This is a genomic window from Alishewanella sp. d11 (assembly GCF_049390205.1).
Lineage (GTDB): Bacteria > Pseudomonadota > Gammaproteobacteria > Enterobacterales > Alteromonadaceae > Alishewanella.
In genome coordinates, this window is the sequence record NZ_CP186547.1 from 2,018,127 (window position 1) to 2,036,412 (window position 18,286).

21 protein-coding genes and 1 pseudogene are annotated in these 18,286 nt (G+C 46.0%); 10 read left to right on the forward strand and 12 right to left on the reverse strand.

Going from position 1 to position 18,286, the window contains the following annotated elements:
* Positions 1-49 precede the first annotated feature (49 nt).
* From rpoZ to ACO1PK_RS09120, 5 genes are all read right to left on the reverse strand, one after another.
* Positions 50-325 carry a DNA-directed RNA polymerase subunit omega gene (gene rpoZ / locus ACO1PK_RS09100; protein WP_423185331.1) on the reverse strand — a complete coding sequence of 92 codons (276 nt, stop codon included), beginning with the start codon at positions 323-325 and terminating at the stop codon, positions 50-52.
* 61 nt (positions 326-386) lie between these two features.
* Positions 387-1,019: a guanylate kinase gene (gene gmk, locus ACO1PK_RS09105; RefSeq protein ID WP_423188189.1), complete on the reverse strand. Its 633-nt coding sequence runs from the start codon at positions 1,017-1,019 to the stop codon at positions 387-389.
* Positions 1,020-1,103: 84 nt separating this feature from the next.
* Positions 1,104-1,595, reverse strand: coding sequence for a PaaI family thioesterase (locus ACO1PK_RS09110; RefSeq protein ID WP_423185332.1), 492 nt, complete (start codon positions 1,593-1,595; stop codon positions 1,104-1,106).
* Between the two features lie 147 nt (positions 1,596-1,742).
* The gene (locus ACO1PK_RS09115; RefSeq protein ID WP_423185333.1) at positions 1,743-2,828 is read right to left on the reverse strand and encodes a fatty acid desaturase family protein; all 1,086 of its coding nucleotides are present in this window, start codon (positions 2,826-2,828) and stop codon (positions 1,743-1,745) included.
* Between the two features lie 11 nt (positions 2,829-2,839).
* Entirely contained in the window at positions 2,840-3,928 is a 1,089-nt protein-coding gene (locus ACO1PK_RS09120; RefSeq protein ID WP_423185334.1) for a flavin reductase family protein, read from the reverse strand.
* Between the two features lie 387 nt (positions 3,929-4,315).
* Here ACO1PK_RS09120 and ACO1PK_RS09125 point away from each other — a divergent pair, with 387 nt between their 5' ends.
* The 4 genes and pseudogenes from ACO1PK_RS09125 to ACO1PK_RS09140 all read left to right on the forward strand — a co-directional run bounded on the left by ACO1PK_RS09125 (position 4,316) and on the right by ACO1PK_RS09140 (position 6,371).
* Entirely contained in the window at positions 4,316-4,636 is a 321-nt protein-coding gene (locus ACO1PK_RS09125; protein WP_423188190.1) for a helix-turn-helix domain-containing protein, read from the forward strand.
* The gene (locus ACO1PK_RS09130; RefSeq protein ID WP_423188191.1) at positions 4,629-5,843 is read left to right on the forward strand and encodes a type II toxin-antitoxin system HipA family toxin; all 1,215 of its coding nucleotides are present in this window, start codon (positions 4,629-4,631) and stop codon (positions 5,841-5,843) included. The genes ACO1PK_RS09125 and ACO1PK_RS09130 overlap by 8 nt, the downstream gene beginning before the upstream one ends.
* Before the next feature lie 15 nt (positions 5,844-5,858).
* Positions 5,859-5,993 (forward strand): annotated as a pseudogene (locus tag ACO1PK_RS09135) (type II toxin-antitoxin system HipA family toxin); the annotation flags it as partial.
* Between the two features lie 210 nt (positions 5,994-6,203).
* A complete protein-coding gene (locus tag ACO1PK_RS09140; protein WP_423185335.1) occupies positions 6,204-6,371 on the forward strand; it encodes a hypothetical protein in 168 nt (55 codons plus the stop codon).
* A gap of 148 nt (positions 6,372-6,519) precedes the next feature.
* Here ACO1PK_RS09140 and ACO1PK_RS09145 read toward each other — a convergent pair whose 3' ends face one another.
* Positions 6,520-7,833 (reverse strand): ATP-binding protein, encoded by a 1,314-nt coding sequence (locus ACO1PK_RS09145; RefSeq protein WP_423185336.1) that lies wholly within the window; start codon positions 7,831-7,833, stop codon positions 6,520-6,522.
* 164 nt (positions 7,834-7,997) lie between these two features.
* Here ACO1PK_RS09145 and ACO1PK_RS09150 point away from each other — a divergent pair, with 164 nt between their 5' ends.
* Positions 7,998-9,167, forward strand: a complete 1,170-nt coding sequence (locus ACO1PK_RS09150; protein WP_423185337.1) for a Fic family protein — start codon at positions 7,998-8,000, stop codon at positions 9,165-9,167.
* 131 nt (positions 9,168-9,298) lie between these two features.
* Here ACO1PK_RS09150 and ACO1PK_RS09155 read toward each other — a convergent pair whose 3' ends face one another.
* Complete coding sequence (locus tag ACO1PK_RS09155; protein ID WP_423185338.1) at positions 9,299-9,601, reverse strand: excisionase family DNA-binding protein; 303 nt, start codon at positions 9,599-9,601, stop codon at positions 9,299-9,301.
* 170 nt (positions 9,602-9,771) lie between these two features.
* Between ACO1PK_RS09155 and ACO1PK_RS09160 the strand changes: the two genes are divergently transcribed.
* Both ACO1PK_RS09160 and ACO1PK_RS09165 read left to right on the forward strand, forming a co-directional pair.
* Complete coding sequence (locus tag ACO1PK_RS09160) at positions 9,772-10,053, forward strand: ADP-ribosyl-(dinitrogen reductase) hydrolase (RefSeq protein WP_423185339.1); 282 nt, start codon at positions 9,772-9,774, stop codon at positions 10,051-10,053.
* Positions 10,054-10,075: 22 nt separating this feature from the next.
* Positions 10,076-10,423: a hypothetical protein gene (locus ACO1PK_RS09165; RefSeq protein WP_423185340.1), complete on the forward strand. Its 348-nt coding sequence runs from the start codon at positions 10,076-10,078 to the stop codon at positions 10,421-10,423.
* Between the two features lie 63 nt (positions 10,424-10,486).
* Here ACO1PK_RS09165 and ACO1PK_RS09170 read toward each other — a convergent pair whose 3' ends face one another.
* Positions 10,487-11,401 (reverse strand): WYL domain-containing protein, encoded by a 915-nt coding sequence (locus ACO1PK_RS09170; RefSeq protein ID WP_423185341.1) that lies wholly within the window; start codon positions 11,399-11,401, stop codon positions 10,487-10,489.
* 54 nt (positions 11,402-11,455) lie between these two features.
* Positions 11,456-11,761 carry a hypothetical protein gene (locus tag ACO1PK_RS09175; RefSeq protein ID WP_423185342.1) on the reverse strand — a complete coding sequence of 102 codons (306 nt, stop codon included), beginning with the start codon at positions 11,759-11,761 and terminating at the stop codon, positions 11,456-11,458.
* A 286-nt stretch (positions 11,762-12,047) separates the two neighbouring features.
* Between ACO1PK_RS09175 and ACO1PK_RS09180 the strand changes: the two genes are divergently transcribed.
* Positions 12,048-12,356: a hypothetical protein gene (locus ACO1PK_RS09180; RefSeq protein ID WP_423185343.1), complete on the forward strand. Its 309-nt coding sequence runs from the start codon at positions 12,048-12,050 to the stop codon at positions 12,354-12,356.
* Between the two features lie 180 nt (positions 12,357-12,536).
* Positions 12,537-15,677, forward strand: a complete 3,141-nt coding sequence (locus ACO1PK_RS09185) for a DUF3427 domain-containing protein (protein WP_423185344.1) — start codon at positions 12,537-12,539, stop codon at positions 15,675-15,677.
* A gap of 468 nt (positions 15,678-16,145) precedes the next feature.
* Here ACO1PK_RS09185 and ACO1PK_RS09190 read toward each other — a convergent pair whose 3' ends face one another.
* From ACO1PK_RS09190 to radC, 3 genes are all read right to left on the reverse strand, one after another.
* A complete protein-coding gene (locus ACO1PK_RS09190; RefSeq protein ID WP_423185345.1) occupies positions 16,146-16,718 on the reverse strand; it encodes a PIN domain-containing protein in 573 nt (190 codons plus the stop codon).
* The gene (locus ACO1PK_RS09195; protein ID WP_423185346.1) at positions 16,718-17,170 is read right to left on the reverse strand and encodes a helix-turn-helix domain-containing protein; all 453 of its coding nucleotides are present in this window, start codon (positions 17,168-17,170) and stop codon (positions 16,718-16,720) included. Before ACO1PK_RS09195 ends, ACO1PK_RS09190 begins: the two co-directional genes overlap by 1 nt.
* 267 nt (positions 17,171-17,437) lie before the next feature.
* On the reverse strand, positions 17,438-17,914 hold the full coding sequence (gene radC / locus ACO1PK_RS09200) for a RadC family protein (RefSeq protein ID WP_057787566.1): 477 nt from the start codon (positions 17,912-17,914) through the stop codon (positions 17,438-17,440).
* Between the two features lie 140 nt (positions 17,915-18,054).
* Between radC and ACO1PK_RS09205 the strand changes: the two genes are divergently transcribed.
* Positions 18,055-18,249 carry a helix-turn-helix transcriptional regulator gene (locus ACO1PK_RS09205; RefSeq protein ID WP_423185347.1) on the forward strand — a complete coding sequence of 65 codons (195 nt, stop codon included), beginning with the start codon at positions 18,055-18,057 and terminating at the stop codon, positions 18,247-18,249.
* Positions 18,250-18,286: the final 37 nt, after the last annotated feature.

Sequence of the window (18,286 nt, forward strand, 5' to 3'; positions counted from 1 at the left end):
CGAATGCCAACGGCTAAAGCGCTGTTGGCACCGAAAAGACAGGATTTTTTTACTGGTCGTTACCAATAATAGCTGCAACAGCGGCCATTTCTGAGGCTTCTTGTTGCAGTTGATCACGACGCTCTTGCGCATCAAGGATGCTGCTGGTGATCAAGCCTTTTTCTATTTCACGTAGGGCAACTACAGTCGCCTTGTCGTTTTCACGGTCTACTAACGGCTCTTTGCCTTCAACAGACAGCTGACGAGCACGGCGTGCTGCAACCAGAATTAAATCAAAACGGTTACCAATTTTATCTACAGCATCTTCAACGGTTACGCGAGCCATTCAGCACTCCGACAATTCTTTAGGATTAAACCAGGGATGTTACAAGACCGACAAGTGTACGCTATTTTGTGTCTTTCGCCAACAACTGATCGAGTAAGGCGGCGTGTCGATGTTGTTGGCTAGTGAACACATTACGTTGGCTCAGCACAATGCGCTCCATCTGTACCAAGGCGTCGTCGAGCACATCGTTAATAATTAAATAGTCATATTCATTGGCATGCGACATTTCGCTTTGCGCTTTGGCCATGCGCCCGGCAATAACGTCGGCGCTGTCAGTACCACGCTGATTTAAGCGTTGCGCTAACGCTGTTAAGCTGGGTGGTAAAATAAAAATGCCAACCGTACCGGCTTCTTGCGCACGAATTTGCCGTGCGCCTTGCCAATCGATATCTAAAAACACATCAATGCCTTGGCTAAGTTGCTGGGCAATAGCCTGGCGCGAGGTGCCATAGTAATTACCAAACACTTCAGCCCACTCTAAAAACTCATTATTGGCAATGCGAGCTTTAAAATCGTCTACGGTGGTGAAATGATAATGCACACCATCTTGCTCGCCGGCGCGAGGCGCGCGCGTGGTATGCGATACGCTAAGCTGCATATCGGCATGCTTTTTCAGCAAGGCTTGAATCAGCGTTGATTTACCCGCCCCACTGGGCGCAGAAATAATAAAAAGGTTGCCGCTAAGGTGCTGCATTGCAGATTGGCTCACTGTGATTACCTTATTGCTAACTATACTGGCAGCAAGTTTACTGCCAGTTAGCAAGGGGCGCAAATAAGCTTAGGCTTTTTTGCCTTTCGCTTTGGCTTTAATTGATAAGGTGAGGGTAAAGGTTGCCATAACCTCATCGCCATTTTTGCTGGGGCAGGTTACTACAACGGATACCGGTTTATTAATGCGCTCGCCGGTCGCTAGCGACTCATCAATCATCTGATCAATGATATCGCCATCATGGCTAATAAAATGCACTGTACCTTCTGGCCGCTTTAAAAACTGACCGTTGACATCTTTAAAGGCAAAATTGGCATTAATGCCGCGATCTTTGGCTTTGCTAAAAACGGAAAAAGCGCCAGCTAAATCAGCACCTATAGCTAGCGCACCAAAATAAATACTGCCCAAATGGTTTTTGGTGCGCCATTTGTGCGGCATGGTAATTTCAACGGTTTTTTCGTCCATGCGCACAATTTTTGGCGAGCAAAAACCAATTAACGGAATATAGCGCCAAGCAAACAGCTTTAAAAACCAATTTGCCTTACGAAGAGAAGTTGCCATATAACATCCTTAATAATATCCAGCCGCATTGCGGCCGCTTAGCATTGGTATTGCTGCTAACCGACCGCCTTAGCGAGTTTTGCTGTAGCTTACCACTGGTCAGACCAAAAGCAAACATGCCTTGATCGTACAGAGCAGCAGGCTACTTCACCAGCCTTTTACGGCCTTGGCGCCGCCCGGTAGTGAATAACGCATAATGCGGCCGAATACCGTGCTGTATTGGCGCACAAAACTGCCGGTATTGTAAGGTATGCCGTATTTGGCCGCGATGGCTTGCACGTGTTTGGCCATAGCAGGGTAGTGCCGTGCCGGGATATCCGGAAACAGGTGGTGCTCTATCTGGCAACTTAAATGGCCGGTTAAAATATGCAGCCAGGTTGGGCCGGTAAAATTAGACGAGCCCAGCATTTGGCGGTAATACCATTGACCACGGCTTTCGCCCTCGCACTCTGCAGCAGTAAACACATGCACTTCTTTGGTGAAGTGGCCGCAAAAGATCACGGTTGAGGTCCATAAATTACGCAGCAAATTCGCCAGCAAGTTACCGCACAGAACCCACAACCACATTGGCCCGGCAAGCAGCGGAAAAAACACATAGTCTTTCATTAACTGGCGGGCGCCCTTACCAAAAAAAGCTTTTTTCAGTTCGCTGTCACTGACCTGAGTGTGACGATCACTTTTCTTTTTGCCAAAGAATACCCGCTGTGCGGCCAGTTCGTGATATGACACACCCCACTGAAATAACATACTTAGCAGCAGGTAAGTGCCGCCTTGCCATAAATTACGTAATCGCCAACGGAAGTCGTTACTTAAACGTAGCAGGCCATAACCAAAATCGCGGTCTTTGCCAATAATATTGGTGTAAGTGTGGTGCTCAAAGTTATGGGTGCGCTGCCATGAAGCCGCATCACACGCGATATCCCATTCGTAGCGTTTGGAGTGCAGCACTGGGTCATTCATCCAGTCGTACTGACCGTGCAGCACATTGTGGCCGATTTCCATATTGTCGAGAATCTTTGCCAGTGCCAGCAGTAATACGCCAGCCAGCCAAAGCCAAGGTGTAATAAAGCCCAGCACCATAAAAACGCGGCCGCTAAGGGCGCTTAGACGCTGCGCCAGCAAAACACGGCGGATATAACGCGCATCGGCGTCGCCTAGTTGTTGTTGCACTTGCTGTTTTAGGTTGTCCAGTTCGTGCTCAAGCGCGTTAAATTGTTCTGTTGAAAGTCTCATCACTAATCCTGTTACAGCTTAATCACTAATTCGGTTACCGGTTGGCTGACACACAGCTGAATTTGTTCGGCACCGTGGCCGCTTAATGCACCGCTACGCATATCACGTACTTGGCCAGACACTTTGTCGCAGACACATTGAAAACACACGCCCATACGACAGCCAAAGCGCGGTGCCAAATTATGTAATTCGGCACTTTGTAGCAGACTATGTTGGCTATCAAGCGTTACTGGGGTGCTAATACCTGCACGGATAAAATTGGCGCTGAGTAGCGTAGCTGTTGTGCTAGCGGCGGCCGAGGGCGGGGCTAAACCAAATTGTTCTTGCTTAATATGCTCTGCCACTACGCCACGCTGGCTTAGCGTATTGTGTAGCTGCTGCATAAATCGCTGCGGGCCACACAGGTAAAACTGCTTATTACTGAGATCGGCACTAAGTTGCTGTTGCAGTGTCTCGGCAGGTTCAGTAAGGCTATCCGATAACTTCAGGGTAAACAGCGGTTGCCGAGTGGCCAGTTGCTGCAGATCGTTGAGTAAGGCTGCGTTTGCGATGCCGCGCATGCGGTAATACAGCGTTACCGGCGCTAACCAGTGGCGCTGGCTTAACAGCATAGCGGCAATGGGCGTAATGCCAGAACCCGCGGCAACAAATACCGCCGGTATTGCCGGTTGTTGCCAGAAAAAATCGCCCTGTGCCTGGCTAATCGTCACCACTGCGCCTGCGTCTAACAGGTTTAACAAGGGGGTAAATTCGCCCGAGCTGTTAATTTTGCAGCACAATTGAATAAGCTGCCGACTTTGCCATAGGCTTAGCGGCGAGCAAATGCTGAACGGCCGGCTGATATAGCGCCCATTATGCTGCAGGGTTAGCAGCACATGCTGGCCCGGTACAAAACCCGGCCAGCGCGGTGAGACCTTAAAGCTTAACTGCAGCATATCGGCTGTTTGCCATTGCTTTGCGACTAACTGCGCACGGTACTGGCCTGGCAGAAAACCCGGCCAGCAGCGTTGCAATAACGGCAGAAAATACAGCGTTAACGAGGGCTGGTTAGCCAGCATTAAACAAAAATTACGCCAAAGGCGGGTAAAAAATGACTTCACTACAGCTTCACACAATTAGTTAATTTCAGCGTACAGTTGTACACTAAAATGTCTGGTTTGGCCAGTTCGTTTGTTTTTAAACTAAGTGAGATTTTCTTATCTTGTTGAATTTAAATTATTTAAATATTCCAAACTTTTGAGCTGCACTGGCAGTTTCAGTGAACAAGTGTACTTTTTTCCCTAGATTTTTATTCTGTCTACCCAGCAAACAGCCCACTACTGCAGGGCTAGAAGTACTCGGTATTTGGTTGCTGATATGGCTAAGCGTTATTTAGATATCGCAACCGATTTTTGATATGTAATAACTAATCGATCTTGTGTTTTTGTGGTATCGCTGATATGTTTTTATATATATTTTTATTAAATGAAGCATTAAGGCATATCGAAATGAGCTATGTAACAGAGCAGATACTACAAAGCCTGCGAGAAGCTCGGGTACGTAAGGGGTTTAGCCAAAGAGAGCTAAGCGCACGGTCGGGTGTACCGCAAAGCCATATTTCGAAGATCGAGTCTGGTGGTGTTGATTTAAGAATATCCAGTTTGATAGCGCTTGCCCGCGTACTCGATCTAGAGTTATTTGTTGCCCCTAAAAAGTCCGTGCCTGCCATTAAGTCAATCATTCGAAGTGGCCAAGGTATTAACGGCATCAACGATGAAGCAGAGCCAATACCGCCGGCATATCAGTTAGAGGAAGACGATGATGACTAACAATGTCTCTACGCTCAACGTGTTGCTCTACGGTGAACCCATTGCAACGATTACCAACGTGGGCAATGACAGAACGCTTTTTGCCTTTACGGATTCGTACCTTAATGACGAAGCGCGGCCTGTGTTAGGGCTGGGTTTTAAAGATTCGCTGGGTGGCTTGCTAACTAACTTCAAACCGACGCAAACTAGGTTAACACCGTTTTTCTCCAACCTTTTGCCAGAAGAAACCATGCGTCATTACCTAGCCGAGCGTGCCGGTGTGAATCCCGCGCGTGAGTTTTTTTTGTTGTGGGTATTAGGGCAGGATTTAGCTGGCGCAATCACGGTTGAACCGGCCGATGGCGAAGCGCTGCCGCCTCATGTGCAGCAAGGCGCTGAAGGTAAAATGAAAACTGAAGCGCCAATGCGTTTTTCATTAGCGGGTGTACAGTTGAAGTTTTCAGCCATGCAGCAGGCAAGCGGTGGTTTGACCATTCCAGCAACCGGTCAAGGTGGTTCTTGGATTGTGAAGTTGCCGTCGTCTCGCTTTGACGCTGTGCCTGAAAATGAATATTCGATGATGGAACTGGCTCGAATGTTGGGAATGAATGTGCCAGAAACGCAGCTACTCCCCGTGAACCAGATTGCTAATATCCCAGATGGCATTGGCAAATATGGTGACAATGCGTTTGTGATCAAGCGCTTTGATCGTGCAGGTGAGCAAGCCGTACACATTGAAGATTTTGCGCAAGTGTTTGGCGTTTATCCGCAAGATAAATATAAAAAAGCCAGTATGCGCAATATTGCTCAGGTGATTGGCATCGAAGGGCAAGACGAGGACATCGCAGAATTTACGCGTAGGCTGGTATTTAATACGTTAATTGGCAATGCCGATATGCATTTGAAAAATTGGTCTGTGATCTACAAAGACAAGCGCACAGCATCGATTGCACCTGCTTATGACTTTGTCTCAACCATTCCTTATATCCCCGATGATAATGCGTCGTTGAAGGTTAGCCGAAGCAAAAAATTCAGTGATTTCACGCTGGATGAATTATCACACCTAGCGGCTAAAGCTATGCTGCCAGAAAAATTAGTGTTGGATACGGCTAAGCAAACCGTAGCAGGCTTCCACGAGGTATGGGCAAAAGAAAAAACGCATTTAGCGCTTACCAAGTCGATGATTGAGGTGATAGATACACACTTACGCAGCATACCACTGCGCTAGAATAAATACCGACATGTTGAAGAAGTCGCAGAAGCCATCAGCCAATTTACTCACCTTGCACGGCAGCAAGGGGTGAGCAAAACCACAATATCTGCAATTGCTAAGACACTGGAGCTGCGCAATCAGGAAAATGCCGTGCTGTTTCAATGAAAGTAAAACGAGCTTTTCAATAACAAAACAACCAATTAAAACGCATAGGCTCCGACAAAACCGGGTACTGGCAAATTCACCATTAGGAGGTATTTAGCGTTAGCTGAATTCACCTAGTTAATATGTAGCATTAATCAATGATCAGCTCCACTAACGATTTCTGAGGTGATTAATCTTGCTATTCACCTCACTATATGAGTAGATTGTGTCATGTATTCACCTCAATCAGCAGAAGATCAGCCTATGTGGATCTGGCAACAACCCGATTGGCCCGGCCGTCAGCAAAATGCACCGCAAGTCTTTCGTTATGATCATGTGGCAACAGCCATTAACGCTGGAGCGATTACTACAGTGTCACTCCTGGCTGTTTCCGACTGAAAGTTCGCTATTTGTATGCAAAAGGTTTCAGACTGATCCTGTTGCCCAAGAGTGATAAGACTGAGTATCGAATATCAGGCATCAAGGTCTACAAATTGTTACCCATAAGGTAATGTTGTGTAGACCTCTGGGGCTAAGCAACGCGCTTTTACCATCTCTGAGGTAAATACTGTGTGAAATACAACGGCATCACGATATTGGTTTGTTCTAAGGCTGATGAGCCTTGTGTACCCGTTAACTTAAAGGTTTTACTGGGTGCACATTTTTCAACGTAGGATGCCAACGATTTTGCTTTTGTACGTTTACCACTTTTGACTTCAACAGGGATGATATCGCCTTCATCGGTCGCTAAAATAAATTCGATTTCGGCGCGGGCGTCATTCCATGAATAGCTTGGGTCAACGCCAATAGCTGTGAGCTCTTGTTGCACAAAGTTTTCAGCCACATAGCCTTTGTATTCATAGTTTTGTTGCTTAATCTCTTTATAACTGCTGCCCAGCATATGATTGAGCAGGCCCACATCAAACAGAAATAGTTTAACCATATTGTCTTTTTTATAGGCCGCTAGTGGCGATTTCGGCAATCCTTCAATAGGGTAGTTTGGCAAAGCTAAGCGGCAGCAGTTAAGCCAATGGATCGCGGTTTCAAAATCGCTATAACGAGATTTACGCTCATGCACATGCTTAAATTTAAAGCGTTTAACTGACTCATCGCTGACAAGTGATAGCTGGGCTGGAATGCTATTAAACACCGATTCAATCAGTGTGGCATCGACCTTGCCCGCGTACTTACCGAAATCGCGGCGATAACCTGCAACTAAATCGGCATGAATTTTTGTGACTTTTTCAACACGCTCTAGGATGCTTGAATCCTTAAACTGATACCAAGCAGAAACGGCTTCCGGCATACCACCGGTAAAAAAATAGTCGGTTAGTTTATCCATCAATTTAGTGTGCACCGCCGGTGTGCTTGCTTGACTATCAAATGCTTTGATCAGTGCTTGCTCATTGGATGCGTAAATAAATTCTTGGAAGGTCAGTGGTCGTAAATTGTATTGTTCTACCTTGCCTACAGGGAAGGTATTGAGCAAACCAATGTTCGAACCGCTGGCTGCGACAAAATAGGACGGTGCTTTTTCGGCAAAATACTTCAGCGAAGTTACGGCTCGTTCACATTCGCCAATTTCATCTAATATCAGCAAGTCGGTTTCTGGATTGAACGCTTGGTTGGTTAACAACTCAATGTTCATTACTAGCTCGTCAGGTGACAACGAGCCATCGAACGCTGCTTTGTAAGCAGGGTTTTCAAGGAAGTCGATACGAAGGATGTTGGCAAAGGTATTCCCAAACAACTCTTGCAGCAGATAGGTTTTACCTGTTTGTCTTGCGCCATCGATCAATAATGGCTTACGCACAGGTTGATTTTTCCATGCTATTAGGGCGTTGAGTAAGTTGCGCTGCATTGTCATTTCCCGCCAATTAAGATTGCTTACGGCCTATACTATAACTCAAATCGCATTTTTACGCGCATAAAAGTGCGGGAGTTTGCATTTTTACGCGCATAAAAGTGTAGCCTGGTGACCTTTGGCATTCAGGAATTGACATTGTCGCCTTAGTTTCAAAACGCATGCAGCTTAACTTCATCCAAATTCGCCACCATAAGTGGATCTGGCAACAACCCGATTGGCCCGGCCGTCAGCAAAAGGCGTCACAAGTCTTTCGTTATGATCATGCGGCACTGACGCCTAAGTTACGTGAGCTGCACTTTTTGCAAGGCGTACTGCTGGGCAAAATGGGTGTACAGGATAACCAGCAGGCTGCGCTGGATACCATGCTTGCCAATATCCTTACATCCAGTGCTATCGAAGGTGAGCGCCTTAATCATAGTGTGGTGCGTTCATCATTAGCCCGTAAGCTGGGTATTGATGAGCCACAAAGCGTTGCAACGACAGCTCAGTCTGATGGCCTTGCAGCCATGGTTACAGACGCTATTGGGAACTGGCAGCAGCCATTAACGTTAGAGCGCTTGTTACAGTGGCATGTCTGGCTATTTCCTTCTGATAGCTCGCTATTACAGAGAGAGCAGATAGGGCAGAGAGTGCAGGGCGGGCAGCTGCGCGGTAACGAGCCGATGCAGGTTATCTCTGGCAGAATCGACCGCCCTAAAGTGCATTTCGAAGCACCACCACGTGAAGTCTTGGAAGGCGAGCTTAATTGCTTTATCGATTGGTTTAACCGCTCGCGGGATGACGCCAAGTTAGACCCGCTGTTACGCGCTGGCATTGCGCATTTTTGGTTTATCACACTCCATCCACTGGAAGATGGCAATGGCCGTTTGGCCAGGCTATTGACCGATCTGGCGCTGGCGCAAGCCGAACATCAGTCCATCCGCTTTTATGCCATGTCGGTTGCTATCCTGGAAAGACGGAGCAGCTACTACGATATTCTTGAGCAAAGCCAAAAAGGCGATACTGATATCACTGCTTGGTTGGTTTGGTTTCTCGACACGCTAGCCGCTAGCCTAAAGCAGGCGCTGGCTGATATTGAGCAAACGCTGCTAAAAACCCGTTTCTGGCAACGGGTAAATCAAACGCAATTGAATAAAGAACAGGTCAAAGTACTAAACCGGTTACTGGATGGCGATTTCAGCGATGGCATCAGCAATAGTCAGTACGGCAAAGTAGCCATGGTCAGCCCCGCAACCGCCAGCCGGCATTTGGCGCAGTTGGTAGAAATGGGGTGCTTGCTGAAAACCGCTGCTGGGGGGAGAAGTACTCGGTATGTGATCTCGCAATAGCAAATGTTTAGCCGGTACAATAAATTGTCGTATTTTTGCTAAGCTTATCTAGTGTTATACCAGAGGTGCTTTTTGCCAAAGTTAAGTTTAAAGCAACAAGTTGAGCAGCAAAGTTGCGGGTTGTACGCGGCTCAAAGCGTTATAATAGCAGCAGCAACAATATGTCGATCGTTTTCATCTGACAGTGTTATTGATGGAATCAATGGTTGATAGTTTGTCACTAATGAACCAGATACATGTAGGTCCATTAAATCGCGTACTTTTCTGCGATTGCCAGTGCGATGAAATGGCAGCGCGCTTTCATCAAGCAGCTTAATTAACCTAGGCCGAGATACGTTTAATAGGTCCGCCGCTTCCTGAGTAGTAAGTTCGGCATTGATTGGTACCAGCTTGACAGTATTACCCTCACCCAATTCGGTGAGAATGTTTACCATCAGTCGAAGCGCGCTGACAGGGTGCTAACCCAAGGCTTTACGCCATTATAGGTTTATGCAAAGGTTAGTTAAAAAAGCGCATGACGTGAATCCTCAAATTTATCCAGAAATACTGTTTTTTTCAGTATATATATATATACTGTATATACACGTGAGCGTGGAGTAGATAAATGGCAGTTTACATTTCCCCTGCAGTTAAGAAAAAGATTGAAGAAAAGCATTGCTTAACTCTGGATGAAGTGTATGAAGCTATATCGGGACGACTAGCTGGCTTTCTGGAGGACACCAGAGAGCAACACAAAAGTGACCCACCAACATTATGGTTTATTGGTAGTACCGACTTCGGTAAGCTCGTGAAAATAGCATTCATATTTAAAGATGACACTTTGATCATCAGAACAGCGTATGAGGCAAACGATAGAGAGTTAGCCATTTATAAAAAGTACGCATAAGTAGCACAACGGAGAGTAAAGAATGAAACAACCTACATATGACGAATCACAAGACGTCAAGTGGGATGACGGCACATATGGTACAAGCGAAGAGCATGTACGTAAAGCTGAGTTACCAGATGAAATGATGGCCCAGTTTGATAAAGCCGCATCTATGACATTGATTTCAATTCGTTTACAAGATGAGTTAATTAAAGATCTAAAGGAAGTTGCTGCCTTGCACGGTATTGGCTATCAGCCTATGGTTCGGCAGCTGCTTAAGAGATTTGTAGTAGCTGAAAAGAAAATTCTGGCTGCCAGAAATGAGGCAATGCAAATTAAAGTCGACTCGCAACAGCAGTGCGATGAATTAAAAACTGTTGTAGCGTAAGCGGAAGAGCTGGCATCTGCCAGCTCTTCTTATCTAAATAAAAAATAGCACTTTAAACAATTCTTAAAACGCATGCCGCTTAACTTCATCCAAATTCGCCACCATAATTTGCTGCGCCTCTGGGCGCGCTTCAATTTTGGCTAAATCTAGGTTTAACGCCTGCACGGCATAAGGCACCAGCGCAGAGCGCACGGAGAACACCCGCTTGCCGTGTTGCATATTGTAATCTTCGGCAATAATGGCTTTTTGATAGTCGGTTAAGCGGGAATCGGGCACCAGCACGATATCGATTTTGGTATTCCAGCGCTCATCCTGCTCTTTGGTCATTTCGGCGTCGCCTTCAATGCCATGGATGCTGCGAAAGCGGCTTAGCACAAAATCCCGAAAATCGCGGTTCTTCTCGCAATAAGCGCGCACATGCCAGCGCAGTGGCGTGCAGACCAGTGTATGCGGGGCAATAATGCGGCTTTCTTCATCTGGGCTGGTGAGCGACACATAACCCATATCAATCTTTTTACCGTCGCGCGCGGCCTGCACCAGTGCCCGCAGAATATCTGGGTTTACTTGGCGCAGTGGTGGCGTGAGCATTTCGGTATGGGCAAAGCCTAAATCGAGCTGGCTAAAGGTGTGGGCAAAATCTTTGGTGCTGGCCAGCGCATGCAGGTATTCATCGGCAAGGCCGCTGGTCACCTTGGGCGTAAAGCCAACAGCCGGTTTATAGCCTTTTAGCTTGCTATCGTACACCAGATTGTCGGGCGCAATATCGCGCATATAAGCATTTAAATCTTTGGAGGCCTGCTGGCGCGCAATACCAAAGCTATTACATAAATGCTTGGTGGTTAACCGGCCTTCCCATAACGCAACAATTTCAATTAGCCGGTAACGCATTAACAGCTCCCAGCGCAGCGGCCAGCCACTGGCGTCTAGGCTACTACGGTTATCTGTTGAAAGTGCGGGCTGTGGTTGACGGTTTTGCATATAAACTCCTGTAAGATATGTCTGATTAGCATACACACATGCGTTAACTAATTTCTAGGCTTCAACCGTTGCGGCAGTTAAGGTGGCAACTGGCCAAGCTAAATTAAATTGTTTGAGAATGGCTTGCTCCGCCGCTAACCACTTGCAAAAGTTATCCACTTTTAAACCATAAGGAATGGCCAGCACATAATACTCATAACCTAAATAAACCAAATCCCCATAGCGCCAAATACGCCCAGCATACACCACTTTATCTTGCTTAGAGTTGGCTAAGTGTTCAATAGCATTCATAGTTTTACACAGCGCTTGTAAACGTATTAGCCGGGGTAAATCCTCAGCACAAATAGGTTGCTTGTTCATGATTAGCTCGCTTGATGTTTGGGTATACGCCAACTCTAAGCCAGTGCGCGAACGTCTTAAAGGGCTTGGCGCAAAGGCTTAAAAACATCTGCCTGAAAAACATACACTGAGTACCTGCACAGTATGGTGCGAAATAACAAAAAGTCTAAGATGGTGACTCATGGATGACATGTCACTAACCATGACAGTGTATAGACAAGCTAGCAGGACGTTACTGGCAAGGATGCTATTCGCTTGGATGCGCAGGGACAAACAGGCAAGGATGCCAATTACCAATGGAGGCTAAATGAGCATGCTACAGCGAGACCTATTCTTAATAACCTTAGAAGCGCAATTTCGCGATCTGTTTCAGGCCAGCAAAGTGGGCAAAGATAACCACGAACAACGCTTGCGGGCACAAGGCTTTATTCATGCCGGTGAGCTATTACAGCTATGCAGCCGCCAGCAAGTGCAGCAACTAATGGAAAAGGTACACATAGAAGTTTTTGGGATCAGCATTGCCGAGCGCAAGCCCTCAGCCCAAGCGCGCCGCCAGCAAGCCTTGCAGTTGGGCGATTATGCTTACTTTGAAGAGCCGGCGTTTAATCGGCAGTAGGATTGAAGTTTATAGAACTTGGCCTATCTTCACGCATGTATTTGTTCATTTTCTTTACTGAGTAAAGGTAAATACGCTTGCTGAAAAAGCCTTAGTTGGTAAGATTCACTATCAATTATGCTGAAGCTATGTACGAACATGGCCAAGTTTAGGGATTCCCCTGCTAACACAAGGACTGGTATGCAACAGATCGGCATTTACGAGCAACTTATCACGCAGTTAGTCGCTAACCGTCTCGATCGTGACAAGTTTTATGTGGGGGAGCGTGAGCTAACGAGCGCTGAGGCATCCATTTGGTTGTCGCGTTTTTTATCCCATATTTTGGAATACGCCATTGAGGCGGTGCCTGCTAGTGATGATCGTTTGCAGCAGCAAATTGACTTATCCAATCAATTATTACTGTGGTTAAAGTCGCAAATTCAAGACAAAGATTTTATCGATGAGAATTTGCTCTGTAGCCAAGGGAAAATTTTAACTGCACTCTATGAGCTAGAAAACCCGGTTGCCGCCGACTTACAAAGCTATATCAGTGATATTTTCCCGCTGACAGGGCTTAGCCAAAGCGAGCTTTTTTGTGGTAGCAATGCCGGCTTGTCGCTAGAGTCTGAACTTAAGCGCGAAATTTTATCGGCGGATAAAATCTATTGGTTAGTCTCTTTTATCAAATGGGCAGGGATTCGGATCTTTCGAAAAGAGCTTGAAGCCTTTACCGCCAGTGGCCGCGAGTTAAAAATTATTACCACTTCTTATATGGGCGCTACTGATGCTAAAGCCGTTGAGTACTTAGCTAGCTTGCCCAATACCGAAGTAAAGCTTAGTTACAATACTGAGCGCGAGCGCTTACACGCTAAAAGTTATTTATTCTTGCGTAATACCGGTTATCACACGGGCTATATCGGCTCATCTAATCTGTCGCATTCTGCCTTAACCAGTGGCTTAGAGTGGAATTTGAAAATCACTTCGCAAGAAATTCCGCATATTATCAACAAATCGTTGAGTACCTTTGAAACCTATTGGGCTTCTAACGATTTTGAGCATTTTAGTGGTGATGCTGTTTGCACGGAAAAACTAAAAACAGCATTACAAAAACAGCGAAGCAGCGGCGAAAGTGAGCCAACACATTTTTTTGATGTTACGCCCTTTGCCCATCAACGCGAGATTTTAGAACAGTTGGAAGTAGCGCGCAGCGTGCATCAGCGTTATAAAAACTTAGTAGTGGCCGCAACGGGAACAGGTAAAACGCTGATATCTGCCTTTGATTTTGCCCGCTTTGTAAAAACCAAACCGCAAGCGCATTTTTTGTTTGTGGCACATCGGGAAGAGATCTTGCTGCAAGCCCGAGCGGCTTACCGTGGTGTATTACGCAACAGTGGTTTTGGTGAGCTTTGGGTAGGTAACCATTCACCAGCCCATTACCAGCAATTGTTTGTGTCTATTCAAACGTTAAATAATCAGCTAAGCCAACTGAACCTTACTGCCGATTATTACGATTATATTGTGATCGATGAAGTACACCATATCACCGCACAAAGTTACCGTGCGGTTTTAGACTATTTTAGCCCCACCATTTTGTTAGGTTTAACGGCCACCCCAGAGCGGCATGATGGTGGTGATATTTTAGCGGACTTTGGTGGTGTGATTGCTGCGGAAATTCGTTTACCTGAAGCGATTAATCGTCGCCATCTCTGTCCGTTTCAGTATTTTGGTATTGATGATGATACCGATTTACGCAGCATCCCATGGGCGCGCGGACGCTATGATGTGGCTCAGTTAACTAATCTGTATACCCATAATCAGGTTCGGGTGAACAAGATTTTGCTAAGTATGCAGGAAATCATTACTGACCTTAGCAACATGAAAGCGCTGGCTTTTTGCGTTAGCAAAGATCATGCAGCCTATATGGCACAGCAATTATTACTAAAAGGGATTAAGGCCGATGTACTGACCAGTGATAACAGCCAGGATCGACAGCTTAAACAGCAGGCCATTCGCTCAGGGCAAATCAATGTGCTTTGTGTTGTGGATATTTTTAATGAGGGTGTCGATATCCCTGAAGTGGATACCTTATTGTTTTTGCGGCCAACAGAGAGCTTAACGATTTTCCTGCAGCAATTAGGACGAGGCTTGCGGTTAGCTGATGGCAAACAATGTTGTACTGTACTGGATTTTGTTGGCAACTCGCGCCCCGAATATGACTTTGCGCATAAGTTTCGCGCCTTAATTGGTCGAACAAACCGCGCCATTAGCGAAGAAATAAAACAAGGTTTTCCGCACGCACCGCTTGGCTGTCGCATTGAGTTAACTAAACGCACTGAGGAAATGGTACTTAGCAATATTCGCCAAGCTACGTTGACGTTAACTCGCATACTGGCACTTATCCGGCAGTATCCGCAGCATTCCACTTTGCCGTTAACACTCAGTAACTTTTTAAGTCAGCACCCTTTTATTAATTTGCATGAGCTGTATAAGCGTGGCTGTTGGGCGGAATTGGTGCATAAAACACAGCACACAGTTCAAGAGCCAAGACCTGATGATAATTGGTTTCACATGGGCAAAAAAGCCATTTTTAATCGAATTCTCACCTGTGATGACCATCATTACCTAAGTTTTCTAAAACAGCTTTGCTTGAATAATTTTGCCATTACGACTGACACCACTCGTTATGCCTTAATGTGCCATTATGACTTTTGGCAAAAAACAGGCGCAGAGGCTGGCTTTACCTCGTTAGCGCAGAGTCTTGCTCAGCTTAACAAGCTCGGTATTAAGGCAGAATTGCTTGATGTGCTGACTCAGCAATTAACGCAAACCAAGCACCAGCAACTGAGTATGGAAAATTTACCTGAAGTGCCATTAAGGCTGCATGCCCGTTATGCGCGCGAGCAGATATTGGTGGCTTTTGGTGCAACTACTTTTGAAAAACAAGCCCCTGCGCGCGAAGGCGTATTGGTACTGAAAGAACAGAATATCGAGCTATTGTTTGTCACCTTAGATAAAAACGAAAAACACTTCTCGCCAACCACCATGTATCACGACTATGCCATAAATGAACACTTGTTTCATTGGCAGTCGCAAAATAGTGCCAGACCCGATCGTGGCCGTGGTTTAGAGTATGTTCAACAGCAAAAGCTACGAAAGCGAGTGTTCTTATTTGTGCGCGAGCAAACCAGTGATGAGTATGGCCGCACCATGGGATTCGTCAATTACGGTGAAGTAGAATATATCTCGCATACCGGCTCACAACCCATGAATATCACCTGGCGGCTAAAAGAACCTATGCCAGACTTTATGTGGCAACAAGCGGCAAAGTTAGCGGTGGGGTAGGGTCTCGATTTATAGTGTGCCAACTCATTTTTAGTTACTGAGTTAATCTAAAAGGTCAAATATTGTGAAATTCGATATGGCACCCTAAAAAAGCCCTGTGAGGTCAGGGCTTGGGTAGAAATTGAATAGCTTAGGAAAAGCGGAAAATATCATTCAATATTCGGATCTACTTGTAGATTGTGAATTTATTTTTTTTAATTAATTGCTTGGGCTTGAACTTGTTGGTGGTTTTGTTGTTTTACCCGCCGCTTTACCCGCCGTTTTTCTTATGCTTGAGTTGTCGCTCAAATAACAGGAAACATCTATTGCCACTATAGATATGCTAATGCGTCGTTTACGCAGTGCTGAGCAAAGTGTCGTATTTTTGCTAAGCTGGTGAAATATTATACCGGAGGTGCCTTGTGCCAAAGTTAAGTTTAAAGCAACAGGTTGAGCAGCAAAGTTGCGGGTTGAATGCGGCTCAAAGCGTTAAAATAGCAGCTTAAATGGGCTTAACCTTGTTACTGTTTCCGGCAGTTTTTGCTTTAGCAGGCAGTCCAGGTATTGTTCCGCAGTAAAAGGCGGATTTTTTAGGCTGGCTCTATGCCGTCTTACCGCCTCCAAAACAGCCCCAACATTCAACTCCATCAGATCTGTTATAAAGTCATCAGGGTGCAGTGCTTTAAGGCCGTATTGCCTTAGGGATTGGTCTGGAAAATCTTTTAAGTTAAAAGTGACAATCGCTTCTGCGCGGGTTTGAATAGCAGCAGCTACAACATGTCGATCGTTTTCATCTGGCAGTGTTATTGATGGAATCAACGGTTGGTAGTTTGTCACTACTGAACCAGGTACATGTAGGTCCATTAAATCGCGTACTTTTTCAAGTTGGGTCCGGGTTAAGTCTGCTCTGGTTACCAGCAAGTTTCTGATCCACTCGTCTTGAATATCAGCAGACCAACGGGCTCTAAACTGGCCGCTTAATGCAAGATACATTAAGAGGCTTCTTAATGGCGCAGGGTACAACACGCAGGCATCAAACACTACGGTATAGTTCGAACTCATTAATAGCCCAATCCTAATTCCTGATCGAGTTGAGTAAGCTCATCTAGCGCCTGTAATCGCTGCGCTTCTAACTGGCTTTGGTAGCGCCGTAAATCATTAAAGCGTACTTTTCTGCGATTGCCCGTGCGATGGAATGGCAGCGCGCCTTCATCAAGCAGCTTAATTAACGTGGGCCGAGATACGTTTAATAGGTCCGCCGCTTCCTGGGTAGTAAGTTCCGCATGGATAGGTACCAGCTTGACAGTATTACCTTCACCCAATTCGGTGAGAATGTTTACCATCAGTCGAAGCGCACTGACAGGGATCTCAACTTGCTTTAGTTGACCATCTGGAGAAATCAGAGCAAGCGATTGCACATCCAGTTTAGTTTCTATGACGGCCGCTAGTTCCTGGCTACAAAGCTTGGCTAGTGCCGCCTCTTGTGCCGTCGGAAGTTGTTCATAGGCTTGCATGGTAAATTACCTTAAAAATTGAATACTGCGCAATTATTCGCAATATTCGAAAAAATGTCAAGTTTTCGCAATATTCGAAAGCTGACGGTTTCGGTTTGCCACCATAGTCAACTTACTCTTTTCGATTAAAACGCAGTTTTGAGAACTTCAGCACAGTGCAAAAAGTAACAGTGCCGGTTTATAAGGCTTTCCAAGTTCCCAAAAGACTAATTTGGGAACTTGGCATTTATGCCGTTTTGCGGTTGGTGTTAAAGCTTGCCGTTGGCGCTAAATAAGCCCACGTTCAGCAAAAGACACTGGCGTTTCACCCACAACGATATGGTCCAGCACTTTTACATCAATTAGCGCCAGCGCATCGGTTAACCGTTTGGTAATGCGCTTATCTGCCTCAGATGGCTCGGCCACACCAGACGGATGGTTATGCGCAAAGATCACAGCGCCAGCGTTATGCTCCAGTACCAGTTTCACCACTTCACGCGGGTAAACCGGTGCAGCATCAATGGTGCCGTGAAACAGCTCACAGAACTCAATAAGCCGGTGCTGGTTATCCAGCAGGATCACCGCGAAGACTTCACGCTCATGATGCGCCATACGGTATTTCAAATATTCCTTGGTGACATCGGGGCTGGTAAAGGCGTCTTTGCGCGCGTACTTCTTAGCAATTAGCGTGGCGGCTTTATCCAAGATTTCCAGTGCAGCAACGGACCATTTAACAACATCTGCAGGGGTAGGTTTTGGTGTCATGGTATATCTCCTTAATGGCATTTATTTGCTTATGCACATAGGTGATATAGGTCTGAGATTTTTTCGATTTGGCTGCTGGCGCCTATAAGTTAAAAAATACGCATCAGGCACATGGTCTGGACTAATACGAGGACCTGACCATGAAACTTATCAAATTAAAAACCGTAATGGATTGCACTGGCCTGGCACGCTCGACGGTATATAAATTTATAGCTGAAGGGCGCTTTCCAAAGCCGGTGAAATTAGGTGCCAGAATGGTGGCCTGGGTGGAGAGCGAAATACAAGACTGGATCCAGGAAAAAATAGAGCAGCGCCAGCTGAATGCTGCGGATTAATAAGATTTTTTGACAAAAATATGAAATCTGCCACCCG